Source organism: Paraglaciecola sp. L3A3 (assembly GCF_009796765.1).
Taxonomy (GTDB): domain Bacteria; phylum Pseudomonadota; class Gammaproteobacteria; order Enterobacterales; family Alteromonadaceae; genus Paraglaciecola.
The window spans coordinates 1,434,948-1,461,022 of record NZ_CP047023.1; the positions used below are offsets into that span (position 1 = coordinate 1,434,948).

Below are 26,075 nucleotides of genomic sequence, written 5' to 3' on the forward strand. Positions count from 1 at the left end.
TTTTTAAAACCTCATTAGTCACTCATTAGCACCTAATAATACGCACAGTCAGATAAGTTTTAGATTGGTATAATAATCCATAGGCTGGGGTCTGCCGTGAAAATAACCTTGCTGTAAGTTATAACCAAGTTTTTGCAATAGTTGCGCCTGGTACTCAGTTTCGATTCCTTCAATTAAGCTCTTCATTTTTAAAGAACTTACCAGCGTTTTAATACACTCTAATGTGGAAGTATTATTATCTACTTGATTTAAAAAAGCTTTATCTACCTTTACCACAGATGCTGGAATAGCATGCAAATAGGCTAGAGATGAATAACCAGTGCCAAAATCATCGATACTCAGGGTTATTCCCGATTCGATCAATTGATTCATAGTTGAGTGGGTACTGTCAATGTTAGTTAACAGCACACTTTCGGTGAGTTCTATGGTTAAGTCTTCAGGCTGCAAATTATACTTTTCTAATAAAGAAAACACATAACCACTTAAGTTTGCATCAGACAAATGTAAACCTGAAACATTTACAGCCATAGTGGTGGCTTGACCAATAATTTTTTTAAATGTGAGTAAATCTTGTAAAGCGCGTTTAAAAACCCAGTTTTCGATATCGTGTATGAGTCCTGTTTTTTCAGCGACATTAATTAATTCTTCTGGATTGACATTGCCTAAGTCGGGATTGTACCAGCGTAGTAGCGCTTCAAACGAGACTATTTGTTTAGTTTGTTGGTTTATTATGGGTTGATAATGCAGTGATAATTCATTATTTGTTTCAGCTAAAGATAATTTTTGGGCCAAATAACTTAAGCGTTTTAATTTATTTTCCATCCCAGTTTGATACTCAACCCACCTTTTTTTGCCTAAGGCCTTGGCTTGATACATAGCGGCATCTGCACACATGAGTAAATGCTCTATATCATGACCACAGTCAGGAAAGCGAGATATACCAATGCTTGCTGATAAGGATATTGAGTTGTGACATGCATCTTTATATGGCTTAGAGATAGTTTCAATGAGTTTATCCAACAGTATTATTAGCTCTGGTTGAGGTAATATTTCATGTATTGCGATAACAAACTCATCACCACCAAATCGACATAGTGCTGAGGAGGGAAAGCAACTTTGACTAATCCTATTAGCGACTTCGGCCAGAATTAAATCTCCAGTGCTATGGCCTGATGAATCGTTGACCATTTTAAAGCCATCTAAGTCTAGGTATAACAAAGTGAAGGCAAGGTTTGATTCTATAATTGGCTGTAATGTGTGAGCTAAACCTCGACGATTGAGTAAACCAGTCAGTGGATCTGTCCAAGCTTGTTTTTGTAGGGCTTGTTCGGCCATCTTACGTTCATGAATATCGTAGTGGTGAATAAGTATATTGGGATCGTTTGTTTTGTGTTGAAAATTGATAGCTGTCAAGTGATACCAGTTTTCTCCAGATATGGTTTTCATTAATACATCTTGCTCAAAAGGTTGCCCTTTATTAATGCTTATGAATAGGTTTAGCAATGTATCGGGATCACATATCAACTCTTTTAAATGTGTGACATTAGAGCCAAATTTCTTAGTAAATGGCGGGTTACCACTGAGAAATTTTCCATCAATCTGATAATTAGAAATAGTGGTAGTCGCGCTAAATTGAGGATTTGAATACTGTGCTTTCGGAGTGAGAGCTTCAACTAACATAGCCACTCTGCCATCGGGCAGTTGATAACCTGAAATCTGGCAAAAAACTTGTGTTTCTTTACCCTTGGGAGTAAAAAACCAGTTCTCTTGAATGATTCTATCTTTACTGAATGCTTGCTGATATTGCAGCAAACTTTCTTGCACCGCTGCTGATTGGTCCGATTTGAAATCTCGTTGTTGCAGAGATTTGACCGAAGGACTGTCCCATAATGTTAATGCAGCTTGGTTTGCCCAAATAATTTTATAGTACTCAATATCGTAAATCCAAATAGCCGTTTTTAATTGGTCTAATTTTACTGTCATATTAAACAGAACCTTCATAATATTTTAGGCTGATTGAATTAAGCATTTTAATGCTGGTTTAGGTAACCATAGAAGATTTGTCAACATAAGTCTGTGTTTAAAGAAACAAATTACACTTTTAGCCTTGAAAAGTGGCCATCCGGCCCTATTACTTATCTCAACGATTTAGTAACCACAAATATAGGAGATACTTGGTTATGGCTGAAGCAGCTCAACAAGAAACTCATGGCTTCCAAACTGAAGTAAAACAATTACTGCAGTTAATGATCCATTCACTTTATTCAAATAAAGAAATATTCCTTCGTGAACTTGTGTCAAATGCAGCAGATGCATCTGACAAGTTACGATTTAAAGCTTTGTCTAATGACAGCTTGTATGAAGGTGACGGCGATTTACACGTTAAGCTGAGCATAGATAAAGAAGCTGGCACTATTACTATTGCTGATAACGGCATAGGTATGAATAAAGCTGACGTTATTGAACACTTAGGGACTATTGCCAAGTCAGGTACCAAAGAATTTTTTGGGAAGTTGTCTGGTGATGAAGCGAAAGATTCACAGTTGATTGGTCAATTTGGTGTCGGTTTTTATTCGGCCTTTATCGTTGCTGATAATGTAGTTGTTCGCACTCGTGCGGCTGGCGACGATAAAGCTAACGGTGTGCAGTGGCAATCTGCAGGTGAGGGTGAGTTTACTATTACCGACATCGAAAAGGCGGAACGCGGTACTGAAATTACTTTGCATTTAAAAGAAGATGAAAAAGAATTTTTAGACGATTGGAAGTTGCGTTCAATTGTGAGTAAGTATTCTGATCACATCAGTATTCCAGTAAAAATGTACAAAGAAGAAGAGCCTGAAAGAGATGGCCCTGATGAGACTAAAATTCCAGCTGTACCTGCACACTGGGAAGCGGTAAACAAGGCAACGGCACTTTGGACTCGTGATAAATCAGACGTGAGTGACGAAGAATATACTGAGTTTTATAAACATATTTCTCACGATTTTAGTGATCCTATGGCTTGGTCACATAACAAAGTAGAAGGTAAAACTGAATACACTAGCTTGTTATACATTCCAAGCAAAGCTCCGTTTGATATGTGGAATCGTGAGCAAAAACACGGCTTGAAATTATATGTTCAACGTGTCTTTATCATGGACGATGCAGAACAAATGTTGCCAAGCTATTTGCGCTTTGTGAAAGGTTTACTAGATTCAAATGATTTACCTTTAAACGTGTCTCGTGAAATTTTACAAGACAACAAAGTAACTCAAGCAATGCGTCAAGGTTGTACTAAACGCGTATTACAAATGCTTGAAAAAACAGCTAAAAATGATGCTGAAAAATACCAAGCGTTTTGGACAGAGTTCGGTAATGCCTTAAAAGAGGGCCCAGCTGAAGATCACGCTAATAAAGAAAAAATTGCCGGTTTGTTGCGTTTTTCTTCAACTCATAATGATTCGGCGGCACAAACTGTATCTTTAGCTGACTATGTAAGTCGTATGCAAGAGAAACAAGAGAAGATTTACTATATCACTGCGGACAGTTATCAAGCGGCTAAATCTAGCCCGCATCTTGAGATCTTCCGTAAGAAAGGCATTGAAGTCTTATTAATGTCTGATCGTGTCGATGAATGGTTAATGTCTCATTTAACTGAGTTCGATGAGAAATCTTTCCAGTCTATCACTCATGGTGCGTTGGACTTAGGTGACTTAGAAGACGAAGAAAGTAAGAAAGCCCAAGAAGAAGCTGAAAAGCAAGTTGAGGGTTTAGTAGAACGAGTTAAAACAGCATTAGGGGAAAAAGTTAAAGATGTGAAATTCACTCACAGACTGACTGATTCTCCAGCCTGTATTGTTGCCGATGAACAAGGTATGACAACACAAATGGCTAAGTTAATGCAGGCTGCAGGTCAACCTGTGCCTGAAACTCAATATCATTTTGAGTTGAATCCTGAACATCAGCTTGTAAAACTATTGGCTGATGTACAAGATGAAGAACAATTTTCCCAGTGGACCGAAGTCTTGTTCGACCAAGCTGCATTGTCTGAACAGGGTAGTTTAAAAGACCCTGCAAGCTTTGTGCAGAATTTGAACAAGCTACTAATGAACTTGGCAAAATAAGGCCTAAAACTTTAAAGTTGAAGTGTTAAAAACGGGCTTAAATGCCCGTTTTTGTTTAAGAACGCCAAAATAAGCAATTATTCGGCTTTTTACTACTAAACTTAGGTGTAATATTCTTGTAACCTTAAAGTCGAATGTGTAAAGTTGCGTCTTTACTTTTTTTAATTTTAATTTTTCAGAGGACTCAGCATGCGCATTATCCTTTTAGGAGCTCCTGGTGCAGGTAAAGGTACCCAAGCCCAATTTTTAATGGGTAAATATGGTATCCCACAAATTTCTACCGGAGATATGCTAAGAGCAGCGATTAAAGCAGGAACAGATCTAGGTCTGGCTGCCAAACGCGTAATGGATGAAGGCAAGCTCGTATCTGACGAGTTGATAATTGGCCTTGTTAAAGAACGTATTACACAAGAAGATTGTGCTAATGGTTTTTTACTGGATGGTTTCCCTCGCACTATTCCACAAGCAGATGCGATGAAAGAAGCCGATATTAAAGTTGATCATGTTGTAGAGATCGACGTGGCAGATGAAGTGATCGTTGAACGTATGAGTGGACGTCGTGTTCACTCAGGCTCTGGTCGTGTTTACCATTTAAAATATAATCCACCTAAGGTGGAAGGTAAAGATGATGAAACTGGTGAAGATTTATCTATTCGCCCAGACGATCAAGAAGAAACTGTTCGTAAGCGTTTAGGTATCTACCATGATCAAACTAAACCTTTAGTTGCTTATTACACTGCAGCTGCAAAAGCCGGTAACTGTGCTTATCATAAATTGGATGGTACACAAGCCGTTGAAACAGTTAGCGGGCAATTGGCTGCTTTGTTAGGTTAGCCAGTTAAAATAATGATGAATAACAAACCCACCTAATAGTGGGTTTTTTCATTTAAGGATAAAAATTATGCACACACCTATTACTGCATTTTATGCTGGGCTACTTGGAATTCTGTTTTTGTATTTATCGATTCTGGTCATTCGTGGAAGAAGAGCAACCAAAATCTCCTTAGGTGATGGCGGGGATAAACATTTTCAGCAACTTATTCGTGCCCACGGAAACTTTAGTGAATATACGCCTGTCATTTTGATCCTATTATTTGTGGCTGAAATAAATGGTAGTAATGGCGTGTTATTGCATTGTTCAGGGGCTGCTTTGTTATTTGGTCGTTTTATTCATGCTTTTGGTTTACGTCGTCATACAGGGGTTAGTTGGCAACGTGTAGCGGGTATGTTGGCTACATTTTCTGCTTTGCTCTGTCTTGCGGTATTAAATATTTTAATTTTGTACTAATAAAAAACGGCGCTTATCTAAGCGCCGTAATTTTTACACATAAAACAAGGAGGTATGGGTAAAGCTTATTCGTTATTTTCGATAAGTTTACTACCAATCTCTATTTTTCTAGGCTTTTTCGACTCTGGCACCACACGCTCCAAATCGACGTGTAATAAACCATGTTCTAAGTCAGCAGCTAATACTTTAACGTGGTCACCTAATTGGAATTTACGTTCAAAGCTTCGCTCTGATATACCTTTATGTAAAAATTTCCGTTCTTCATTTTCACCCTCTTTAGCAGGTTTAGTACCTACTACTTGTAGGGTGTTTTCATGAACTTCAATATTGACTTCTTCTTTGGAAAAACCCGCTACAGCCATAGTTATACGATACTTATCTTCGGCAAGTAACTCTATGTTGTATGGAGGGTAAGATGATTGTTTTTCGTTTCTTGAAGCCGTGTCGATCATTGAAGCTAAGTGATCAAAACCAATGAATGAACGGTAAAGTGGAGATAGATCGATGTTACGCATTTTGTATATCCTCATATATTAAGCAATATAAATTTTAATTCGCCCCGATTATTCGGCGGCGGTTTTAGTATGGCTGTCCATGTCACTGCCCATTATTGGGATTACATTTTCTTGTCTAACAAGAATGTAGCAGAGTCACTTCTTGTGATTCTGTGTCAACCCTTTCGGCGTCGACAATACTGATATGTAGATGGGCTGGTATTTTTCAATGAATTAATTTTAATTATTTTTGTTTTATTTTTTAACACATTGATTATAAAAGAAATTATTTTTTATATTCTTATTGAAGTAGCAGTTCAGGTATTCATTAACAAAATAACTAGCCTTGACGGCTGACAATGACTTGCTTGCGATATTTCAAATATCGGCATTTTTTACATTATTTCAAATGCTTAACAGAGTAGAATGTGACGAAATATGTGCAAGGGTAAATAAACTCTGTTATCTTTTGTATATAAAAATTTTAATCATATTTATGATATGTATTGGAGATAAAAATGACTGAAAGACCCTATTTAGTAAGTGGTCGTAACACCCTAATTCATAAAATTAGAAAAGTGGATTTACTTGTTATTAATGGTGAAGATCAACCACCGGTACTTGTAACTCATAAAGGTATTAAAGAATTTACCGGTGTGATTCCCGACAATAAACGTGAAGCAAAGCAATATGATATGGAAATGCTTGATGTGACTAATATTGATATTTTTGGTGAAGAAAAAACCTTACTGTTTGTACAAACTATTAATGGTAAAGAATATAAAATTGATTACAGTAAACATGGCACGCCTCTGTTTATTAAAATACATCAAGAGAATGCATTTTAAGTAATACGTATTTTTAGTGAACACATTTTTTGAGTAATCCTGACAAGTATATTATTTTTATTACTTTGAAGGTGTGACGGAAAATATTGGGGGGAAGCATAAATAGCTGCCCTTACTTTTTTGTACTTTTTACTAAACAACTATTTTTATTAAACTTTTTATTTAACAATAGTGCTTCTAGTTGGTTGTGCATCAGTAAAAAAGATTGCAAAGCCTCTATAGTATTTACTTGTGGCCTTGAATTTTCAGTAAATCCCCTCATCATTAGAGTTGTTACAACCCTAGCCATTTACACTAAGGAAATACTTTTGAGCATTAAACTCGGCATTGTGATGGATCCCATCCAGTCTATAAATATTAAGAAAGATACTAGTTTTGCCATGCTGTTGGACGCACAGTCTCGTGGTTACGAATTGTATTATATGGAGATGGCTGATCTTTATCTGCAAAATGGTAAGCCAATGGCCCGTATGTCGAGTTTATCGGTACAGCAAGATGTCAATGATTGGTTCTCCTTAGAAAATGAACAACACCTTAGCTTGGCCAGCTTAGATGTAATTTTGATGCGTAAAGATCCTCCTGTAGATAATGAATTTATTTATGCTACTCATATGTTTGAATTGGCAGAGCAAGCAGGGACTTTGGTGGTCAATAAAGCGCAAAGCTTGCGAGACTTTAACGAAAAACTATTTACTTCATGGTTCCCTGATTTAGTAGCTGATACTTTAGTGACACGTGATTCTGCTCTTATCCGAGAGTTTCATCAAAAACACCAAGATATTATTTGTAAACCACTAGATGGTATGGGTGGTACTTCAATATTTAGGGTAAAAGAGGATGGCAATAATTTAGGGGTAATAATTGAGACTTTGACTGAGTTAGGTTCTCGTTATGCAATGTTCCAACGTTTTTTACCTGAGATAAAAGACGGTGACAAACGTATTCTGATTATTGATGGTCAAGTGGTGCCTTATTGTTTAGCTCGATTACCCACTAAAGGTGAAAACCGTGGAAATTTAGCCGCTGGTGGTACGGGACGTCCACAACCCTTGACGGAATCTGACTTTAAAATAGCCGAAACGATTGCCCCATTATTAGTTGAAAAAGGTCTAATATTTGTTGGCCTAGATGTGATAGGTGATCGTGTAACAGAAATAAATGTAACTAGCCCTACCTGTGTACGAGAAATTGAAGCAGCTTATGATGTGAATATTACAGGTATGTTGTTTGACGCTATTGAAAAACGTTTAGCACAAATAAAAGGAGTCTAACGCCTATTATGCACAGTCTGCAGAATTATTTACTAATCGCTTCTCCGAGTATGGATGATCCATATTTCGCCAGAACAGTGGTCTATATTTGTGAGCACAATGAACAAGGTACTATGGGCTTAGTGATTAACCAACCTGTAGGCATGAACTTGAAGGAACTTGTGGCTCAAGCTGACGAAAATGCCGAAGTGTTAGATGACAAAGCTGAAAACATTGTATTAGCAGGCGGCCCTGTGAGCCAAGATAGAGGATTTATTTTGCATACTACCCAAGAAGGTTGGACTTCAAGTTTAGCCATGACGTCTGAAATTATGGTGACTACTTCGAAAGACATATTATCTTGTTTGGGTAATGATTCCTCACCAGAAAAATCCTTAGTTATATTGGGGTATTCAGGTTGGTCAGCTGGGCAATTAGAAGAAGAAATTCAAAGTAACTCTTGGCTGATGGTTGAAGCAGATAGTGAAGTATTGTTCGACGTGCCAATCCATAAAAAATGGGAGGCTGCGGTACATATGTTGGGGATAGATGTATGGCAAATCGCGCCAGATGTAGGCCACGCTTAAATGACTAAACAAGGACAACGCACTGTATTAGCCTTTGATTTTGGCACCAAAAGTATTGGTGTGGCGGTAGGCCAAGAAATTACCGGCACCGCTTCACCATTAGATGCCATTAAAGCCGTAGACGGTATTCCTAATTGGGATATTGTGGCCAAACTGTTTGCCGAGTGGACACCACAATTGGCCGTGGTAGGCTTGCCTTTGAACATGGATGGCACTAATCAACAAGTGACATTTTCGGCGAAAAAATTTGCTAATCGTCTTAATGCAAAATATAAAGTGTCAGTAGAAACCTGTGATGAACGTTTAACTACGGTAGACGCAAAAGCTCGCTTATTTGAGCTAGGCGGTTACAAAAAACTGGATAAACAAAAAGTCGATAGCGTATCAGCCTGCTTAATTTTTGAAAGTTGGGCAGAAAAGCAATATTGAAGATTGCCAAACTCTAAAACCCTTCCTCCTGTGAATCCTTAGATAAGGTGAAGTAAATATAAACGCCAAAAAATCTAAAATTTACGTCAGCTAAACTATCTCGATAGCCCTTTGTTTTTTAAGCTTGTTACTAAAGTATTAAATTAGTTTTCTAGGCTCTAATCAATGGGCGTGCTAGTGTATGTTGATGTTTTGATCTTATCCAAATTAAAAATGTGCTTTAGAGCCAGTTTAAGTGGGGAAGTAAATGATGAATTTGCCAAAAGCGAATTGTGGTAATGTTGACCGTATTATTCGAGCTATTTTAAGTATTGCTCTTCTTTTGTACTGTGTGTTTTTTTGGCAATAATAGGAGATATTTTCCTGCAAGCCTTTATTCTCATTTTTTCTGTTATGAACTTAATATCTACAACAATAGGTTGGTGTCCAGTATATAAACTCGCCAATATCAATACCTGCAAGAAAGACTTCACCTAGACCTCTACTCTTGATATGGACACTAAAGGGCCTATCGAATCAGACTCCAGTTTACGCCGACGTTTAATTTTTGGATCTGTGGGTTTAGCGGTTGCTGTATCCGCTATCTTTATCTCGGTTGCATACAAATTAGCTGTTGATTTAGGTGAATCGGTCGAACTTGAAAACACCAATAAACTGGCTACTCAGCTGATTCAACAAATGTCGATCATTTATTCGCAGCCTAATGAAGATTTAACTGCAAGTGAGAAACTTAAAACCAATCACATATTTAAAACCTTAGATCCAGAACTTGTCGGAATTGATATATGGTTTGGTGAACGTAAGGTTAATGTCAGAAATAATCTACAATGGCCTTATCCTATTGATATTTCTATGGCGATTGATAATGAAATTGAAAGTAGTGGTTTTATAGAGAAGCATGAAGAACGTTTTGTTTGGATATACAAATCAGACCCTGATAGTGGCTTTGCAGTGCTGTTGCTTCGAAGAATTAGCACCTTAAATAAAGCTTTAGAATATGTTGCCAATAGACTTTCTATCACAGCATTTTTAACGTTTTGGCTGGCCGTGTGGGCTGCACTGGTTATTTCTGCGTTAATTACTAATCGTTTTGAAAAAAATAATCAAAAATTGGCTTATATGGCTAATCATGATGACTTAACTAAATTGCCTAACCGATACTATCTGGCATCTGTGTTAAGGGCTTTTTTGAATAAAGTGAAAACTTCTACAGACACGGTCGAACAAAGAAAAGGCACATTGTTATTAATTGATCTCGATAAATTTAAAGAGGTTAATGACACTATGGGGCATGCTGCAGGCGATGAGTTGCTTATTTCTATCGCTGACAGATTGTCAGAAATCGCCGGAACTAAGGGCAAAGTAGTCAGGTATGGGGGAGATGAATTTGTTATTTGGTATGAAGGTATTGATAGTGTAGCGGCAGAAATTTTAGCTCAAGAAATCGTCTCCGCCTGTCGTCAACCCTTATTAGTTAATAATAATAAGTTTGAAATAGGTGCTAGTATCGGAGTGGCTTGTTTTCCTGAACACGGGACTAAAGTTGATGAGTTGTTTAAGCGAGCTGACATAGCTATGTATCATGCTAAAAAATTGAGGTTGGGTTATCAAGTATTCGACCAGACACTCAATTCTAAATCAGCGCTTTGGGTTAAATTACGAGGGCAATTAAATAGTGCCCTAATGCAAAACCAGTTTATTTTGTATTACCAAACAAAAGTTAGTTTACCAAAAGGAACGGTTGTTGGTGTTGAGGCATTGGTGAGATCGGAGCATCCAGAAGAAGGTTTACTCGCTCCAGGGGTATTTATCGATATCATTGAACAAAGTACAGTGATCCACGAGTTTACTCGTTATGTTCTGAAACAGGCCATTATGCAGTGTCGTTTATGGTTGAATGAAGGCATCCGAATCAGTGTGGCAGTAAACTTGTCTCCTTATAACCTTAGAGATCAAGCATTTATTCCATTTCTAAAAGAGCAGCTAAACTTTTATCAAGTACCTCCTGATTTAATTGAGATTGAACTCACAGAAAGTGGAACTATGTTCGATTTAAAAGTCGCTCAGCGAGTTTTCCCAGAGCTACGTGCTGTGGGGGTTAAATTGTCAATCGATGATTTTGGTACAGGTATGAGTTCGTTAGCTTACGTGAAAAAGTTAGATGTGAATTATATTAAAATCGATCGCTCATTTGTTGCCAATATAACCAGTGATTACCGTGACGAAGCGGTTATTAAAAGTATGTTATTACTGTGTGCTGATTTAAATAAAGAAGTGATTGCCGAAGGTGTAGAAACTGTTGAGCAAGCAGAAAAATTATACGAATTAGGCTGCCAATTTGCACAAGGTTATTATTTTGGTAAACCAATGGAGCCTATTTTCATCACCCAATTACTGAAAAATAGAACATCTGATCAGATAGTCAACGGAATTTCTCCTTTGATGCTTAAAACAGTCAAATAAATATGACTAACTAATTACAAAAACTCAGACTAATCCTTTAGGCCTGTCACATAATTTGTGAATTTTGATTAAATGTTATTTTTTATTGGCTTCAAGTTGTTCTATTTCTTTCCAAATTGTTTCCGCTTCAGCGGTTAACAATGAATAACTCTTAATATCGCCTTTGCGCTGAGCTAGCATAGCCTGGGTTGATTTACTGTCATATAGTTTTCGTAATTTTTTAGTGGGGTTTGAATTAAACAGACCAAACATAATAATTCCTAATGGTTATTGATGGGTATGTATACTCATTTTATGACTTTTACGATCAGTTAGACGAGATAATTATTATTATTTGTCTAGCAGTTATGCAAACGTCACCCATATTCACAGTAGAAAAGCACTACATGTATAACAAAAGTAAACTGATTAGTGAAAATTATTCCTTAGTTATAATAAAAGCTTAATAAATATTAGTGATTTTTTTGGAATTTATTAAAATTCGCCATCAAATTTATTTAGGCTTTGAGCCTAACATTATTAATTAGAGAAAAATGAAATTTACTAAATATCATGCCTTGGGTAACGACTATATTGTGGTCGATCCAAAAGACTTAGATCAGCAAATTACCGAATCCGAAATCAAAACAATCTGTGATCGCCATTATGGGATTGGTTCAGACGGCGTGTTGTACGGGCCTGAAAAAAGCAGCAATAGTGATTTTAAATTACGTATTTTTAATCCTGATGGTAGTGAAGCTGAAAAAAGCGGGAATGGCTTGCGTATATTTTCTCGATATTTATGGGACTGCCAGTTGGTATCTCATCAAGCATTTACCATAGAAACCAAAGGTGGTCAGGTGAAAGCAACCGTACATGAGCAAGGAAAAAGTGTCACTGTGGATATGGGCAAAGTTAGATATACCCATGGTGAAGATCACTCGTTAGCGATACAAAAAGAATCCATTCAAGTTGCTGATAAAACATTTGAAGGCTACAGAGCAAGTGTAGGCAACCCTCATTTTGTGATCCCTGTAGAACAACTCAGTGCAAAATTGGCTTATGAATTTGGTTCTGTTATCGAAAACGATAGTCGTTTTGAAAATCGTACCAATGTACAGTTTTTAAAAGTCATTGATCGAAATACCATTCAAATAGAAATTTGGGAGCGTGGTGCAGGTTATACTTTGGCTTCAGGCAGCAGTAGTACAGCGTCAGCAGGTGTGGCTTTTGGTTTAGGTCTGTGTGATGCAAATATTTCTGTGAACATGCCAGGAGGGGAAATAAAAATCAGTTTAGATGAGCAGTTATTCGCCACTATGCAAGGGGCCGTTTGTAAAATAGGCGAGGGAGAACTCGCGTTAGAGGCATTGCTCTAAAACAAAAGTGACGCTAATAGAAACCAAAAACTTATACCGCAGAGTTGCTCTGCGGTAATTTCACTTAATTAATGGTATTCACACCTTGTTCTGTTCCCACCAAAACAATATCTGCACCACGATGGGCGAATAGTCCGTTGGTCACGACCCCGACAATAGCATTAAGTTGCTCTTCAAGCTCAACAGGGTTAAGTATGGTTAAGTTATGTACATCTAATATAACATTACCATTATCTGTGGTGACACCTTGACGGTAGACTGGATCTCCGCCTAATTTAAGGATTTCTCTGGCCACGTAAGAGCGGGCCATAGGGATCACTTCTACTGGCAGTGGGAAACTTCCCAACATAGGTACTTGTTTGCTGTCATCAATAATACAAATGAATTGTTTGGCTACAGCAGCAATGATTTTTTCTCGGGTAAGAGCGGCACCACCACCTTTTATCATGTGTTTATGTTGCGTGATTTCGTCAGCCCCATCGACATAAACATCCAGATTATTCACTGAATTTAAATCAAATACTTCTATGCCTAAGGCCTTTAGTCGTTTGCTGGAATCTTCTGAGCTAGATACCGCCCCCGCTATATCGTTTTTGATGTTAGCCAAAGCATTGATAAAATGTACAACAGTGGAGCCTGTGCCTACACCTACAATTGAATCACGCTCTATATATTTGATTGCTGCTTCGGCAGCTGCTTTTTTCTTATCGTCTTGAGTCATAATTACCAGATTATCCCTAGAAAACTTATCGCTCTAGTGTAACCCAAATGTGAATAAAGCAGTCAAGCAATCTTAAAAAATTGTGTGGGTGTGGTGATGGCATTGAGTGGGATATCCCAACCATCTATGGGCAGTTTTTCACTTTTTTGGCAATCGTGAGCTAAACCGATTAATTGTGTTTTCAGCTGCTTCTGCCGAATGGGCGCCAGTGTTCGATCATAATATCCGCCGCCCATTCCTAATCGGTTTCCTTTTATATCAAAGGCAACTAATGGGGTGAAAATCAAGTCTATATCGGCAAGTTCAACAATATTCTGTTCGCTGGCAATAGGTTCGGCGATACCATAGATATTGGTTTGCATAGGGCTGCTGGCTTGATAATTGACAAAGACTAAGTGACCCTTTCGCTTGGGATCTAACACTGGTAGTAATACTTGAATATTGTGCTGCCAACAAAACTGAATCATTGCTTGAGGATCGAGTTCACCATCGTTGGCCAAATAATAGGCGACAGTTTTAATATGTGTTAAATCAATATTTTGCAAAAAAACTTGTAAACACATTTGGGCTGCTGATTGTTGTTTCTCAGCTGTCAGTTGTTTCCGCTGTTGACGATAAAATTGGCGTAATTCCTGACGATGGTTTTTGGGGATAGAATTTATCATGTTCGATGTTTTAGCTGATTTGGCTTGTGCAACTATGCATAGTTACACAAGCCGGTTAAATTACAATTTATAAGAATCGATATAAAATTGAGTTAACTTTTCATTATTGACTTTAGTCGCCACATTGATTTGTTGAGCGTTTAACCAATCTGGGCTGGTAGTTGTATTAGGTAAGGCTATAGATGTTTGACCTATATTGAGTGGATCGGTTGATACTCTTGCATGGCCTTTTTGAAGTTCAAATAAGCTTGGCTCTAATATATGGGCAAGAGGCATAGCATCGTGGAAGAAACACACATCTTCTTCTCGATTTTGTGAATAGAACTCTACATAAAACTGGGCTGCATCATGCACAAAACCACCTAATTTAGGATTAACTTGTTGCAGAGTCTGCAAAAATTCAGGAGAGAATGGGCAAGAGTTAGTCACATCAAGACCAAACATATTTAACTCCCAATCGGCAGCAAATACTATTTCAGCCGCGTAAGCATCATTCCAAATGTTTGCTTCGGCAACGGGAGTCACATTACCAGGTACAAAAGCCGCACCGCCCATAATCGAAACGGCTTTCACTAATTTAGGCAATTCAGGCTCTAATCTTAGGGCTAAAGCTAAATTACCTAGTGGTCCAATGGCGACTATGGTCACTTCACCTGGGTGTTTTCTCGCCATATCGACAATAAATTGTGCGGAACTACGGGGATCTAGTTCCCCCTTAGCGGCGGGAAAATTGATATTGCCAAAGCCATCGTCACCATGCACAAAGTGAGCGTAGTTAGATTCAGGACCCACCCATGGGCGTGCCACACCTTTACAGACAGGAATATCTTTTTCAGCTAGAGCGCACAGTGTTATTGCATTTTTCGCTGCCATTTCAACTGGCACATTGCCATAAACTGTAGTTAGACCTAACACTTCTAGTTCTGGTCTTTGAAAGGCAAAAAATATCGCCATAGCGTCATCAATGCCAGGATCAGTGTCGATAATAATTTTATGTGTCATTAGGTTTATCCTCTAAAATTTAGTGCTTAGCTTAATATTTAACTATGTTTGGCAAGAAAACGATTTACCGCTTCATTGGTTGGAATAGATTGGGCAGCGCCTTCTTTCATTACTGCTAATGCTGACGCTGCACAGGCTTTTATTAAAGCCTTTTTAGAATCACTGTGCGAACTATAGGCTGATAAAAAATAACCTATAAAAGTATCACCGGCAGCTGTCGTGTCTACCGCTTCTACTAGAAATGAAGAGACATTAATGGTTTCTGTTTTTTTCACCATACGGACACCGGCTTTCCCCATAGTGATCAAAATTTCGGCTTCAGGCCAATTTTTACGGAAATATGCTTCCATTTTATCTAAGTCTTGCTGTCCTGAAATTTCTTCAGCTTCAACCTCGTTGACAATTAATAAATCAATACAGTCATGGGGAAGGTTTTTCACTGAATCAGACATGGGAGCTGGATTAAAAGCGACTTTTAAGCCTTTTTCTTTGGCTTGCTTTAATACTTGGTCTACAGAGCTGGTCTCATTTTGAGTTAATACCCAATCTGCTGGTTTAGCATTGTCTAATGCAGACATGACATCTTTAGTGGTTATTTCTTGGTTTGCACCACCAAATAAGACAATGGCATTTTCTGCGGTAGGGGTAACTTGAATAATGGCATGACCAGAAGCTGTTGCAGTACATTCAACATATTTGCAGTTAATACCGTCACGGATCAACACTTGTTTAAAGGCTGAATCGTTTTCATTGATTTTACCGACATGAAATACTTCTGCGCCAGCTCGAGCCAAAGCAATCGACTGATTGGCGCCTTTACCACCTAAGAGTTGCTGGTAATCTGTAGAAGCAATAGTTTCTCCGGGTTGCACAAAATGTTCAACTTGGTATACGTGATCGATATTAATTGAACCAAAATTAATAATGGCCATAAAATGGTGCCCTTAATAAATAAGTAATAAAGAAGTTTTAGCTAGTCTAGCCGATAATGTGTCGGTATAAAACAGACCATTTGGTCTAGTTTAAAGATAAGCCAAATTCAGAATATAAAAAATTGTGACTATTTATAGCAAATAGTAGGGGAAGGACGTTAATTATCAGGCAAATAAATTACTAAGTTTTTGTAAAAGACCTTGTTTGGCAACAAAAGGAGCGGTATTGGTTAGGAATATTCTGACTGAGATGGTTGCACCATGACCCCAAGGCCACCAAGCCAACATAATTTGTGGATGAGATTCAATATCAGCACTGAATAGTTTTTGTTGTCTAATGAGTTTACTAAATGAACCTGCGAAATGTTTGACTTCTTCAGGGGCTTTTTTAATACTTTTAGTATCCCAGAAATTAGGCAAAACTTGTTTTAAACTGAATAAAACTTGGTCTTCTTTATCGACTGAAAACTCAGCTAACATGACCTTATGAAAATCGTCATACTTCCATTTTACTAAAGGTGAAAGAGTTTCGATAACGTCTTTTCCTAGTAATTTTATACGTTCTTCTTGACTCATGTGTACAATCCATTTTGCTTATTAGGTGCCTCCCAAAATGCCGCTGTCTAGTGATCGCCCGTGAACCGAAAGTTCAGGGCGGAAGTATCATCACTACCTTAGGCTTCTCGATACTAGCCGAGCTTGCACAATAGTAGTGGAATCAACTTCCTAGGTAAAAAGCATCGGCCAGGGACATTCCTAAACTGGCAAACATTCCAGGAGGCATAGAAACTGATCTTATACTCAAATATTCAATTATATCCAAGAGTGTAAAATCAACAACATTATAAACCTTATCCCACTTGATATACTAGGATTATCCAGTACATACCATATATCAATAGGTTGAGGTATATACGAATGATTTATTTTTCATTTATAAAAATAATCGAGTGGTTTGAGGTTTGGTATCCACAAAGGACAATGTTAGCATTATGAAATCAACGAATTGAGAGAATCCAGTGAATACTTCAAGTAATCTTTTTGATAATTTAACCGCGTTATTAGAACGCAATAATGTATTAACCAGTGCGGCCGAAGTGCAAGGCATGTTTTGTGGCATGTTAGGTGGAGGCATGCCCCTTGAATGTCAAGATTGGTTAGAACCTCTATCTGATTTTATTCATCAAGGTGAGGTGTTTTCTAAGGAAGTACAAACTGCTTTTAATGAATTATATGACGCGACTTGTCAGCAATTGGTGGAAAGTGATTTTTCGCTGGTACTTTGTTTACCTGAAGATTCCGCGCCTATAAATGAACGGGGTCAAGCCTTATTAAATTGGGTGCAAGGCTTTATGCTGGGATTTGGTTTGCATCAAGCCGATTTGACTGGTTGTTCAGAAGATGTAAAAGAAGCGCTAGAAGATTTTGCTGAAATTGCCCGTATGGACGATGAAATGCCTGAAAATGAAGAGTCTGAACAAGCTTTATTTGAAGTCATGGAATATGTACGTATGACGGCCATGTTGTGCTTCAACGAATTAGGTAAATCTCCAGAGCAGCAACAAAGTGAACCTAAAATTGTTCATTAATGTGTTTTAACAGTTTAGTTACGAGTATATTGACCGACCATGCCTAATACCCAATTTTATCAGCGTAGAGAGCAGTTATTGCAATCTATGCAAGCTAATAGTATTTGTTTGATTCCTGCGGCTGATCATGTCACTCGCAGTAGAGATACTGAATATACTTTCCGTCAAGATAGTTATTTTCAATATTTGTGCGGTTTCCCTGAACCCCAAGCTTGGTTAGTTTTATCTAACCACCCTAATTATAAAAAGAGTTTGTCTGTCTTGTTTTGTTTAGACAAAGACCCTCTTGCTGAAGTGTGGCAAGGGCGCAGATATGGACCCAAACAAGCAAAAAGACAATTTGTTATTGATATGGCCTTTGCTCTAGATGAATTAGAAGAAAAACTTTTAGATTTGTTAGATGGCCATGACAATCTGTATTTTGCTCAGGGCCACAATGACGAAGCAGACGAAATGGTTTTTTCTTTAATGCAATCTTTGCGTGAAGCGCCAAAACAAAGCATGTTGCCGCCTAATACTCTGATTGATGTAAGAACTATTTTAGATGAAATGCGTTTGATAAAATCACCAGCCGAGTTAGACATTATGCGCCAAGCCGCAGCTATTTCTATTGATGCCCACAAACGTGCCATGTTATTTGCTGAAGATGGTAAAAATGAATATCACTTAGAAGCTGAAATTCATCACGAATTTGCCATGCAAGGGGCTAAAAACCCCGCTTATGGCACTATAGTTGGCAGTGGTGATAATGCTTGTATTTTACATTACACAGAAAATAATCAAGTACTCAAAAACGGCGACTTAGTATTAATAGACGCGGGTTGTGAATTACAAGGTTATGCTGCTGATATTACTCGCACCTTCCCTGTTTCTGGGAAGTTCACCCAAGCTCAAGCTCAACTTTATCAGTTAGTCTTAGATGCACAACTGGCCTCTTTTGAGTTGATAAAACCTGGTAATACACTAAAGCAAGCCACTGATTTAGCCGTTCGAATCATTACTCAAGGTTTACTTGATCTTGCTATTTTACAGGGTGAGTTAGACGATAATATTCGCCGGCAAACTTATCGCCAGTTTTTTATGCATGGCTTAGGGCATTGGCTTGGTTTAGATGTGCATGATGTGGGCATTTATAAAATAGATGGGCAGGAAAGGCCGTTACAACCAGGTATGGTATTAACCATTGAACCGGGTATCTATATTGCTCCTGATGCCACAGTCGCTGAAAAATGGCAAGGCATTGGGATTCGAATTGAAGATAATTTACATGTCACTGAAACAGGCTACGAAAACCTAACTCAGGCCTGCCCAAAAACTATTGCAGAAATTGAAGATTTAATGCAAAGCACTAATCAAACTAATTGCGAGAGTTAATAATGCAAAGCGTAGATATAGTCATTGTTGGTGGTGGTGTAGTGGGCTTGACTCAAGCTTTAGCTTTGCAAGAAAGTGGTTTATCAGTCGCGGTAGTAGAAAGCCATGTCAGTGAAAATATGCCAAGTGGAGAGCCGCAACTTAGAGTTAGTGCTCTGACTGTTGCCACACAAACTGTGTTGCAAAATATTGGAGCTTGGCAACATTTAGACCCTTCTCGAATGAGCCGTTATCTTGATATGTATGTTTGGGATCAAGATAGTTTTGCCAATATTGATTTTAAATCAGCAAAAGTTGAGAGTAACGAATTAGGCTATATTCTAGAAAATCAAAGTATCCGTCACGCTTTGTGGTTACAGGCAGAACAGTCTAGCTTTATTCAGTTATTAGCGCCGAAAAAAATAGAAAACTTAGTATTCGGTCAACAAGAATGTTTTATTACCTTAAATGATGGAAGCCATCTTACCGCTAGGTTGGTAATCGGTGCAGATGGGGCGAATTCTTTAGTTAAAAAACAAGCAAACTTAGTCGAAACATTTTGGGATTATGAGCAACACGCCATAGTCGCAACCATTAAAACAGAGCTGCCCCATCAAAATATTGCTAGGCAAGTTTTTACTGCTTCAGGGCCATTAGCATTTTTACCATTATGGGATGGGCATTATTGCTCTATTGTGTGGTCGCAAGATGAACCTATATCTGCTGAGTTAATGGCTTTAGACAAGGCTGAATTTGAAAAGGCGCTAACGGTTGCTTTCGATGGGCAATTAGGTCTTTGTGAATTAGTCAGTGAAAAGCAAGCTTATCCACTAAAAATGCGCTACAGCCGACAATGGCTTGATGATAGAGTGGTTATAGTTGGTGATGCGGCTCATACTCTTCATCCTCTGGCCGGGCAGGGGGCCAATTTGGGAATTTTAGATGCGGCCGCCTTAGCAGAACAAATCAATAAATTAGTGTCACAAGATAAAGATTTTGGTTTAGCTAAAAATTTACGCCCTTTTGAACGCTGGCGCAAAACTGAAGCGGTAAAAATGATAGCGGCAATGGAAGGATTTAAACGTTTGTTTGCTGGTGAAAAGCCAGTAAAAAAACTATTTCGAGATATTGGTTTAGCTGCGGTTAATCAAATACCTATGGTGAAACAGTCAATTATTAAGCAAGCTATGGGTTTAGCTGGTGAATTGCCTAAATTAGCTAAAAAATAGTATTCCATAGCGGGTATTCCCCTTACACTAGCAATTAGGCAAATGCCTAATAAAATACTCAAATAGGATCAAAATGCGAAAATTAATAGTAAGTTTGTTTTTTTGTGGTTTAGCATCGAGCTGCAGCTTCAATTATGGGCCCTCTACTGAAGAGCATGCAAGTGAGTCACAAGAAGCTGACAGCAAAGAAAAAATTTCTCATGAGATGCAAGAGTTAAATAAAATGAGAAAAATAAAATGTCAGGATGCTAAGTTAGATTTAGTTGAAGCTGAAGCTTCTAAAAATATTGCACAAATAAACTTAGTGACTAAAAGGATCCAAAAGTATTGTCAGTAGTTAAGCACATCATTTAAGTAAGCTAACAGTTCAAGATGGATAAAATTAATAGCCTAACCATAATGAAATTTGTGATATGACACCAGCGATTAATACTCTTAAAAAACTAAAAATAAAACACCAGATACATAGTTATGAGCATGATGAAAATCATGCCTCGTTTGGCTTGGAAGCAGCAGAGAAACTTAATGTTGCAGCACAACGAGTGTTTAAAACCTTAGTGGTGAAATTAGACTCTGGTGCTCTGGCAGTGGCAGTACTACCTGTAGATAAAATGCTCAGCATGAAATTAATTGCTAAAGCCTTATCAGCTAAAAAAGCTGAAATGGCAGATAAACTAGAAGTGCAAAGATCAACTGGATATGTGTTAGGTGGGGTGAGCCCTTTAGGACAAAAAAAACGTTTAAAAACGGTGATTGATGCTTCAGCTGAGCAAGAACAAACTATTTATGTGAGTGCCGGTAAAAGAGGTTTAGAAATAGAATTGAGTAGCCAAGACTTAGCCTTGGCTACTCAAGCTAAAGTAGTACAAATTATAAGTTAAGCTGAGTTCGGTTTTCCCCCGAGCTCAGGTCAATTAATGTTAGTACCTTATGTTATTTCTTTGCAGCCAGAGGAATGTGTACATTAAATGAGTGTTCTCTATTTTCATCTGCGGCTGCAAACAATACTTTAGGGACACCATCTTTTAGCCATAATTGTGGCCTTTCTAAATGTGCTACTTTATGTATCCCCGTGGCGCGCCAATTTATTTGTAACTTAGACACCAAAGGATTTGTCGCTACATGCCAATCTAGCCCGTCGGTAGATTCAAATAAGACTAATGATTGTCCTACTTCAGAAAAAGCGCCATGCATATCTTTAACTATGGCCCATAGCTGGCTGTCTTGAGACCATATATAGGGGTCTTCAGCCGGAAAGGCTTCGCCAGGCTTAGTAAAAACTGGATTCGCTTGTTTAACAAAATCTTTATCTGGATTATCTGATAATGCGACTAAATGTACCACTGGGCCACCACCAGGTAGTGCTTTTTGTTTACCTACTGCTTTGTAAACTAAAACAAATTTTCCGTCTGCACGTTGAGCAATAGAAGGGTTACTGACCATCAATGCATCATGGGCATCCTTGTTACTGCTTATATCGATAAGTGGTTTATCTGAGCGTTTCCAAGGGCCATTTGGATGATTGGCTACTGCCACCCCAATACGTTGATTGTTTCTGTGAGACCAGTTGAATCCTTTGGATATTTTACCGTCGCCAGTGTTGCCCATGTAATATAAATAATATTTATCACCAAACTTGTGCACGGTAGGATTATGAGTATCTAATCCATCCCAATATTCTTGGCCTCTAGCAGGTAATGCTACATCTAGATGTTTATAAGGGCCTGTAGGGGAGTCTGCTACTGCGTGAGCAATTTCAGAATGTGTTAACCAAGCATTATGCCCATAAGCTTTTGGCCAGCGACTATAAAATAAATGATATTGCCCTTGGTCATCTTCAACCATGCTAGCCCCCCAAATATAATAATCAGGATCGATAAATTTAGCATGACTGGGAACAGGTAATAATAATTGATTCATATCCATAGGGAGGCTTGCTAACCTGAGATTACAGCTTGTTAAGATAAAACTGAGGCAGATAAAGATGACTGTTTTTAACATAGAGGGTATCCAATATATCTATTTTGTGGCTATTATAGAATCAATTTCGATGTGTAGCAAAGTAAAAATATTCTCTAAGCTAGTTTGATTAATATAAATTGTTCTCAAGCCTAAACTTGTGACAACCAGTTGATAATCGAGATTAGAGGTCACCGTGGATCGCTTGTAATGCAGATATCGCCGTAATCGCTGCTGTTTCGGTGCGTAAAACTCTTGGGCCTAACTGCACACAATAAAAGCCATTTTGTTCTGTCTGGTAAATTTCTTGATCTGTAAACCCACCTTCTGGACCAATTAATAATCTCGCACCTTTAGGTGGTATGGCAAGATGTCTAAAAGCTTGTTCCGCTCTAGGGTGCAGGGTAAGTCTTATCTGGCTAGTCGATTGATGGATCCAATCTGTCAAAAGTGTTGGCTGATGTAGTATAGGTAATACGTTTCTGCCACATTGTTCACAGGCTGAAATGATTAACTTTTGCCACTGTTCATGTTTTTTTAGCCATCGTTGTGGATTAAGCTTTACCCCACAACGTTCTGTTATTAGGGGAGTGATTTCGCTGACGCCTAATTCTACCGACTTTTGAATCACCCATTCCATCCGGTCTCCACGTGAGACACCTTGACCTAAATGAATAGATAATGGTGACTCAATACTTATTGATATTTTTGAATCGACTGAGGCGGTAGTTTTACGTTTGCTGATATCAGATAAGTGTGCGCTATATTCATTTCCGTCACCGTTAAATAAAACGATATCTTGATCCACTTTAGCCCGTAATACGTTAATTAAATGGTTGCTGGCATCGTCGGTCAAAGTGACTTGGCTATCAACTGCTAACTCATGAGGGTAATAGATCCGGATTATACGCATAATAATGACTCAAAAAAATTTTGTAGGATGGTATCAATTCAGGTGATGATTACAAAGTGAAAACTGTTTCGAATGTAGGGATTGTTATTTGTAATTTAAGTATTTTTAAGGCTGGTTATTAATTAATTTAAGTGAAAGCGGATGGTTCAGGTCCGCTTTAACTTAAATTTTTATTAATTCACTCTACTTATCTTATTTGATATCAGTTGAGTGTGCATCGCTTGATTATGGACTATGGCGTTAGTTCCTTTACGAGCATATTTTGTATTTTTCCCAGTTTCTCTGGATAAAGCGAAAGTTAGGAGCAATACAACTGCAATTACTAATAAATATACTAATAACATTTTCAATTCCTTTAAAAACATTAGGTAACCCATAAATGGTCGTCACCTATGTTAGCAGCAAAATTTTTATACTCAAGCTACCTATGGTCGAATTTGATAGATTAAGCAAACTTTCGCCGAAAAAAGTAACAGTAAAATATGACAATTTAATTAAACGAATATAAGTTTTTTGAAACTATAGTCTAATAGTTTTTATGATAAAAATTACTTACTATGAGTCCCTGAAATGCTGTAGTAATATGTAAGCGGAAATTAATTTAATGGAGAGTAAAAATGTTTGAATTTGATGCAGATAAAATATCACAATTAGTGGATACCTATGTAATTCCATGGGGCATCAACATTTTGATGGCACTGATCATTTATGTAATTGGTAAAATGATAGTTGGTGTCATAGTCAATGTATTAGGTAAGCTATTAGCTAGATCTAAGTACGATGACATGTTGGTTGATTTTCTTAAAGCGATAGCCAATGCATTATTAATGTTATTCGTTATTGTTGCAGCCTTAGATCAACTTGGTGTTGATACTACGTCTTTGGTGGCCATTTTAGGTGCAGCCGGTTTAGCTATTGGTTTATCTTTACAGGGATCTCTACAAAACTTTGCTGCAGGTGTGATGTTATTAGTATTTAAACCTTTTAAAGCGGGTGATTTCGTAGAAGCTGGTGGTGCTGCTGGTGTAGTTAAAAGTATCAGTATTTTTACTACTATTATGACTACTGGTGACAACAAAGAAGTGATAATTCCTAATGGCTCCATTTATGGTGGCAACATCACTAACTATTCTGCTAAAGATACACGTCGTGTAGACATGGTAGTTGGTATTGGTTATGACGCAGACCTTAAGAGAGCGAAAGAAGTATTAAAAGAAATTGCTGACGCTGACGAGCGTATTCTTAAAGAGCCTGCAGTAACAATTGCTGTTGCTGAATTAGCTGACAGCAGCGTTAACTTTGTGGTTAGACCTTGGACTGCTACAGCTGATTTCTGGGCGGTTAAGTTTGCTTTTAACGAAGCGGTTAAACTTCGCTTTGACCAAGAAGGTATTTCTATTCCATTCCCACAAATGGATGTACATGTTCATAAAGACGACGCTAAAGCGTAAGTTTTTACTTTTTAAGAATGCCGCTATTTAGCGGCATTTTTTTTGCCTGTTAGAAAGTGATATGGCATTTGGTGCATATAGGATGTTGGTCATTTCAATACTTTCACTGCCTAGTCCAGCGGTGCCTTTTTAATATTTACTAATTGTGAGCGAAGAGAAGCGCACGAGGAAACATATGGTAACTATCTAACTAGGTTCAATTTATTGTCCTTGAGTTAGTATTATATTTTAGGTTAGTAATATCTTTGTTAACTTAGTTTTAAACAAAGTATTAGGGGATAATATGAAGAAAATTATTTTTGTTTTGCTGTCTATTTTTACGTTCAGTTCACTTGCAGTGGCTGAGAATAGCGCCAAGTATAATAAAGAATTAGTAGGGTTTGACTATCCATTTACCGTCAATACATTAAAGTTTAATTCGCAAAACCAAGAATTGAAAATGCGCTATATGGATGTTGGCGATAGAAACGCCAAAAAAGTGATTGTCTTATTACATGGAAAAAATTTTGCTGGCTATTATTGGCAAAGAACTGCTCAAGACCTAATAAAAAAGGGATACAGAGTGATTATTCCTGATCAAATTGGGTTTGGTAAGTCATCTAAACCAGATTACTACCAATATAGTTTTAGCCAATTAGGCTTAAACACTAAAATATTATTAGATAGCTTAAATATAGAAAAATTTGACCTAGTAGGGCATTCGATGGGGGGGATGTTAGCGGTGACTTTTGCGGTTAATTATAGTCAGGCTGTGAATAAGTTAATTCTAATTAATCCCATTGGTTTAGAAGATTATAGTAAATATGTACAATTCAAAGACGTTAATTTCTTTTATCAAAATGAGTTAAAAGCCACCATGAGTAAGGCTATTAACTATCAGAAAAATAATTATTATGATGGTAAGTGGTCTAGTGAATACGAAAAACTGCTAATACCGTTAAAAGGTATGTTGGCCGGGGATGATTGGCAAGTCGTTGCCTGGAATAATGCTTTAACCTATGGCCCTATATTCGCAGAGAACATAGTGGATAAGTTTTCACAAATTACTAATGAAACCGTGCTAATTATTGGTACCCGAGATAAAACAGGTCCTGGTCGAGGGTGGTTAAAAGAAGGGGTGACTAGAAAACTGGGTGAATATAAAAAGCTTGGAAAAAATGCACAAAAAATGATTAAGGGGGCAACGCTAATAGAACTTGATGGCTTAGGTCATATGCCTCATTACGAAGACTACAGTGTGTTTAGTAAAGCTTTTAATCAAGCACTAAAATTGTAAATAGAGTTCTGGATAAGAAGTATCGTCGAAGCTAAATATTAACAATATAATTCATTAGCTTAATCACATTCGCCCAGATAACCTAATTTCAATGCTCACTCGATGACGAAATTTTTCGTGTATAGCAAGACGGATTGTCGTACGTAATAACGTGTTATTGCTAGA

Annotated in this window: 27 protein-coding genes and 1 other RNA gene; 17 read left to right on the top strand and 11 right to left on the bottom strand. The window is 37.7% G+C overall.

The genetic code is table 11. From position 1 onward, the window contains the following. Window positions 1–48 precede the first annotated feature (48 nt). A complete protein-coding gene (locus GQR87_RS05935; protein WP_199271693.1) occupies window positions 49–1,983 on the bottom strand; it encodes a bifunctional diguanylate cyclase/phosphodiesterase in 1,935 nt (644 codons plus the stop codon). A gap of 197 nt (window positions 1,984–2,180) precedes the next feature. Between GQR87_RS05935 and htpG the strand changes: the two genes are divergently transcribed. The 3 genes from htpG to GQR87_RS05950 all read left to right on the top strand — a co-directional run bounded on the left by htpG (window position 2,181) and on the right by GQR87_RS05950 (window position 5,391). Continuing rightward, window positions 2,181–4,103 (top strand): molecular chaperone HtpG, encoded by a 1,923-nt coding sequence (gene htpG, locus GQR87_RS05940; protein ID WP_158967479.1) that lies wholly within the window; start codon window positions 2,181–2,183, stop codon window positions 4,101–4,103. A 189-nt stretch (window positions 4,104–4,292) separates the two neighbouring features. Then, window positions 4,293–4,937, top strand: coding sequence for an adenylate kinase (adk, locus tag GQR87_RS05945; protein WP_158967481.1), 645 nt, complete (start codon window positions 4,293–4,295; stop codon window positions 4,935–4,937). 67 nt (window positions 4,938–5,004) lie between these two features. Beyond that, entirely contained in the window at window positions 5,005–5,391 is a 387-nt protein-coding gene (locus GQR87_RS05950; protein ID WP_158967483.1) for an MAPEG family protein, read from the top strand. A gap of 65 nt (window positions 5,392–5,456) precedes the next feature. Here GQR87_RS05950 and GQR87_RS05955 read toward each other — a convergent pair whose 3' ends face one another. Further along, window positions 5,457–5,906 (bottom strand): Hsp20 family protein, encoded by a 450-nt coding sequence (locus GQR87_RS05955; RefSeq protein WP_158967485.1) that lies wholly within the window; start codon window positions 5,904–5,906, stop codon window positions 5,457–5,459. Between the two features lie 497 nt (window positions 5,907–6,403). Here GQR87_RS05955 and GQR87_RS05960 point away from each other — a divergent pair, with 497 nt between their 5' ends. From GQR87_RS05960 to GQR87_RS05985, 6 genes are all read left to right on the top strand, one after another. Next, complete coding sequence (locus GQR87_RS05960; RefSeq protein WP_158967488.1) at window positions 6,404–6,733, top strand: hypothetical protein; 330 nt, start codon at window positions 6,404–6,406, stop codon at window positions 6,731–6,733. 308 nt (window positions 6,734–7,041) lie between these two features. Next, window positions 7,042–8,004, top strand: coding sequence for a glutathione synthase (gshB, locus tag GQR87_RS05965; protein ID WP_158967490.1), 963 nt, complete (start codon window positions 7,042–7,044; stop codon window positions 8,002–8,004). A gap of 8 nt (window positions 8,005–8,012) precedes the next feature. After that, entirely contained in the window at window positions 8,013–8,570 is a 558-nt protein-coding gene (locus GQR87_RS05970) for a YqgE/AlgH family protein (protein ID WP_158967492.1), read from the top strand. After that, on the top strand, window positions 8,571–8,999 hold the full coding sequence (ruvX, locus tag GQR87_RS05975; RefSeq protein WP_158967494.1) for a Holliday junction resolvase RuvX: 429 nt from the start codon (window positions 8,571–8,573) through the stop codon (window positions 8,997–8,999). A gap of 339 nt (window positions 9,000–9,338) precedes the next feature. Then, the gene (locus GQR87_RS22335) at window positions 9,339–9,476 is read left to right on the top strand and encodes a DUF2892 domain-containing protein (protein ID WP_233267406.1); all 138 of its coding nucleotides are present in this window, start codon (window positions 9,339–9,341) and stop codon (window positions 9,474–9,476) included. Between the two features lie 15 nt (window positions 9,477–9,491). Next, complete coding sequence (locus tag GQR87_RS05985) at window positions 9,492–11,462, top strand: bifunctional diguanylate cyclase/phosphodiesterase (RefSeq protein WP_158967496.1); 1,971 nt, start codon at window positions 9,492–9,494, stop codon at window positions 11,460–11,462. Window positions 11,463–11,537: 75 nt separating this feature from the next. Here the strand turns inward: GQR87_RS05985 and GQR87_RS05990 are convergent, their stop codons facing one another. Beyond that, window positions 11,538–11,714: a DUF6435 family protein gene (locus tag GQR87_RS05990; RefSeq protein ID WP_158967498.1), complete on the bottom strand. Its 177-nt coding sequence runs from the start codon at window positions 11,712–11,714 to the stop codon at window positions 11,538–11,540. Between the two features lie 281 nt (window positions 11,715–11,995). Here GQR87_RS05990 and dapF point away from each other — a divergent pair, with 281 nt between their 5' ends. Beyond that, a complete protein-coding gene (gene dapF, locus GQR87_RS05995; RefSeq protein ID WP_158967500.1) occupies window positions 11,996–12,820 on the top strand; it encodes a diaminopimelate epimerase in 825 nt (274 codons plus the stop codon). Window positions 12,821–12,884: 64 nt separating this feature from the next. Here the strand turns inward: dapF and rpiA are convergent, their stop codons facing one another. The 6 genes from rpiA to ssrS form a co-directional block, all read right to left on the bottom strand. After that, a complete protein-coding gene (rpiA, locus tag GQR87_RS06000) occupies window positions 12,885–13,541 on the bottom strand; it encodes a ribose-5-phosphate isomerase RpiA (RefSeq protein ID WP_158967502.1) in 657 nt (218 codons plus the stop codon). A gap of 62 nt (window positions 13,542–13,603) precedes the next feature. Further along, window positions 13,604–14,206 carry a 5-formyltetrahydrofolate cyclo-ligase gene (locus GQR87_RS06005; protein ID WP_158967504.1) on the bottom strand — a complete coding sequence of 201 codons (603 nt, stop codon included), beginning with the start codon at window positions 14,204–14,206 and terminating at the stop codon, window positions 13,604–13,606. Between the two features lie 60 nt (window positions 14,207–14,266). After that, a complete protein-coding gene (locus GQR87_RS06010) occupies window positions 14,267–15,208 on the bottom strand; it encodes a nucleoside hydrolase (protein ID WP_158967506.1) in 942 nt (313 codons plus the stop codon). 38 nt (window positions 15,209–15,246) lie between these two features. Further along, window positions 15,247–16,140 carry a ribokinase gene (locus GQR87_RS06015; protein WP_158967507.1) on the bottom strand — a complete coding sequence of 298 codons (894 nt, stop codon included), beginning with the start codon at window positions 16,138–16,140 and terminating at the stop codon, window positions 15,247–15,249. 165 nt (window positions 16,141–16,305) lie between these two features. Continuing rightward, window positions 16,306–16,716 (bottom strand): hypothetical protein, encoded by a 411-nt coding sequence (locus GQR87_RS06020; RefSeq protein WP_158967509.1) that lies wholly within the window; start codon window positions 16,714–16,716, stop codon window positions 16,306–16,308. 25 nt (window positions 16,717–16,741) lie between these two features. Then, window positions 16,742–16,923: non-coding RNA, 6S RNA (gene ssrS, locus GQR87_RS06025), on the bottom strand. A 236-nt stretch (window positions 16,924–17,159) separates the two neighbouring features. Between ssrS and GQR87_RS06030 the strand changes: the two genes are divergently transcribed. The 5 genes from GQR87_RS06030 to ybaK all read left to right on the top strand — a co-directional run bounded on the left by GQR87_RS06030 (window position 17,160) and on the right by ybaK (window position 21,192). Next, entirely contained in the window at window positions 17,160–17,729 is a 570-nt protein-coding gene (locus GQR87_RS06030; protein WP_158967511.1) for a UPF0149 family protein, read from the top strand. Window positions 17,730–17,768: 39 nt separating this feature from the next. Then, entirely contained in the window at window positions 17,769–19,103 is a 1,335-nt protein-coding gene (gene pepP, locus GQR87_RS06035; protein ID WP_158967513.1) for a Xaa-Pro aminopeptidase, read from the top strand. A 2-nt stretch (window positions 19,104–19,105) separates the two neighbouring features. Further along, complete coding sequence (locus GQR87_RS06040) at window positions 19,106–20,311, top strand: FAD-dependent oxidoreductase (RefSeq protein ID WP_158967515.1); 1,206 nt, start codon at window positions 19,106–19,108, stop codon at window positions 20,309–20,311. Window positions 20,312–20,384: 73 nt separating this feature from the next. Then, entirely contained in the window at window positions 20,385–20,648 is a 264-nt protein-coding gene (locus tag GQR87_RS06045) for a hypothetical protein (protein ID WP_158967517.1), read from the top strand. Window positions 20,649–20,724: 76 nt separating this feature from the next. Beyond that, the gene (ybaK, locus tag GQR87_RS06050; protein WP_158967519.1) at window positions 20,725–21,192 is read left to right on the top strand and encodes a Cys-tRNA(Pro) deacylase; all 468 of its coding nucleotides are present in this window, start codon (window positions 20,725–20,727) and stop codon (window positions 21,190–21,192) included. Window positions 21,193–21,244: 52 nt separating this feature from the next. On the opposite strand, the gene GQR87_RS06055 is transcribed toward ybaK, so the two are convergent. Further along, window positions 21,245–22,237, bottom strand: coding sequence for a glycoside hydrolase family protein (locus GQR87_RS06055; RefSeq protein ID WP_158967521.1), 993 nt, complete (start codon window positions 22,235–22,237; stop codon window positions 21,245–21,247). 217 nt (window positions 22,238–22,454) lie between these two features. After that, complete coding sequence (locus GQR87_RS06060) at window positions 22,455–23,183, bottom strand: 16S rRNA (uracil(1498)-N(3))-methyltransferase (RefSeq protein ID WP_158967523.1); 729 nt, start codon at window positions 23,181–23,183, stop codon at window positions 22,455–22,457. A gap of 617 nt (window positions 23,184–23,800) precedes the next feature. Here GQR87_RS06060 and GQR87_RS06065 point away from each other — a divergent pair. Continuing rightward, window positions 23,801–24,634 (top strand): mechanosensitive ion channel family protein, encoded by an 834-nt coding sequence (locus GQR87_RS06065; protein WP_158967525.1) that lies wholly within the window; start codon window positions 23,801–23,803, stop codon window positions 24,632–24,634. A gap of 283 nt (window positions 24,635–24,917) precedes the next feature. Beyond that, a complete protein-coding gene (locus GQR87_RS06070; protein WP_158967527.1) occupies window positions 24,918–25,910 on the top strand; it encodes an alpha/beta fold hydrolase in 993 nt (330 codons plus the stop codon). Window positions 25,911–26,075 lie beyond the last annotated feature (165 nt).

Excerpts from the sequence above, each read along its gene's own strand:
- GQR87_RS06070 (WP_158967527.1), top strand. The coding sequence starts at position 24,918 with ATGAAGAAAATTATTTTTGTTTTGCTGTCTATTTTTACGTTCAGTTCA.
- htpG (WP_158967479.1), top strand. The coding sequence starts at position 2,181 with ATGGCTGAAGCAGCTCAACAAGAAACTCATGGCTTCCAAACTGAAGTA.
- GQR87_RS05960 (WP_158967488.1), top strand. The coding sequence starts at position 6,404 with ATGACTGAAAGACCCTATTTAGTAAGTGGTCGTAACACCCTAATTCAT.
- dapF (WP_158967500.1), top strand. The coding sequence starts at position 11,996 with ATGAAATTTACTAAATATCATGCCTTGGGTAACGACTATATTGTGGTC.
- GQR87_RS06060 (WP_158967523.1), bottom strand. The coding sequence starts at position 23,183 with ATGCGTATAATCCGGATCTATTACCCTCATGAGTTAGCAGTTGATAGC.
- GQR87_RS06055 (WP_158967521.1), bottom strand. The coding sequence starts at position 22,237 with ATGGATATGAATCAATTATTATTACCTGTTCCCAGTCATGCTAAATTT.
- GQR87_RS05990 (WP_158967498.1), bottom strand. The coding sequence starts at position 11,714 with ATGTTTGGTCTGTTTAATTCAAACCCCACTAAAAAATTACGAAAACTA.
- GQR87_RS06005 (WP_158967504.1), bottom strand. The coding sequence starts at position 14,206 with ATGATAAATTCTATCCCCAAAAACCATCGTCAGGAATTACGCCAATTT.
- GQR87_RS06040 (WP_158967515.1), top strand. The coding sequence starts at position 19,106 with ATGCAAAGCGTAGATATAGTCATTGTTGGTGGTGGTGTAGTGGGCTTG.
- GQR87_RS06015 (WP_158967507.1), bottom strand. The coding sequence starts at position 16,140 with ATGGCCATTATTAATTTTGGTTCAATTAATATCGATCACGTATACCAA.
- GQR87_RS05955 (WP_158967485.1), bottom strand. The coding sequence starts at position 5,906 with ATGCGTAACATCGATCTATCTCCACTTTACCGTTCATTCATTGGTTTT.
- GQR87_RS05935 (WP_199271693.1), bottom strand. The coding sequence starts at position 1,983 with ATGACAGTAAAATTAGACCAATTAAAAACGGCTATTTGGATTTACGAT.
- GQR87_RS06065 (WP_158967525.1), top strand. The coding sequence starts at position 23,801 with ATGTTTGAATTTGATGCAGATAAAATATCACAATTAGTGGATACCTAT.
- GQR87_RS06045 (WP_158967517.1), top strand. The coding sequence starts at position 20,385 with ATGCGAAAATTAATAGTAAGTTTGTTTTTTTGTGGTTTAGCATCGAGC.
- ybaK (WP_158967519.1), top strand. The coding sequence starts at position 20,725 with ATGACACCAGCGATTAATACTCTTAAAAAACTAAAAATAAAACACCAG.
- GQR87_RS05970 (WP_158967492.1), top strand. The coding sequence starts at position 8,013 with ATGCACAGTCTGCAGAATTATTTACTAATCGCTTCTCCGAGTATGGAT.
- ruvX (WP_158967494.1), top strand. The coding sequence starts at position 8,571 with ATGACTAAACAAGGACAACGCACTGTATTAGCCTTTGATTTTGGCACC.
- GQR87_RS05950 (WP_158967483.1), top strand. The coding sequence starts at position 5,005 with ATGCACACACCTATTACTGCATTTTATGCTGGGCTACTTGGAATTCTG.
- GQR87_RS06010 (WP_158967506.1), bottom strand. The coding sequence starts at position 15,208 with ATGACACATAAAATTATTATCGACACTGATCCTGGCATTGATGACGCT.
- GQR87_RS05985 (WP_158967496.1), top strand. The coding sequence starts at position 9,492 with ATGGACACTAAAGGGCCTATCGAATCAGACTCCAGTTTACGCCGACGT.
- adk (WP_158967481.1), top strand. The coding sequence starts at position 4,293 with ATGCGCATTATCCTTTTAGGAGCTCCTGGTGCAGGTAAAGGTACCCAA.
- rpiA (WP_158967502.1), bottom strand. The coding sequence starts at position 13,541 with ATGACTCAAGACGATAAGAAAAAAGCAGCTGCCGAAGCAGCAATCAAA.
- pepP (WP_158967513.1), top strand. The coding sequence starts at position 17,769 with ATGCCTAATACCCAATTTTATCAGCGTAGAGAGCAGTTATTGCAATCT.
- GQR87_RS06020 (WP_158967509.1), bottom strand. The coding sequence starts at position 16,716 with ATGAGTCAAGAAGAACGTATAAAATTACTAGGAAAAGACGTTATCGAA.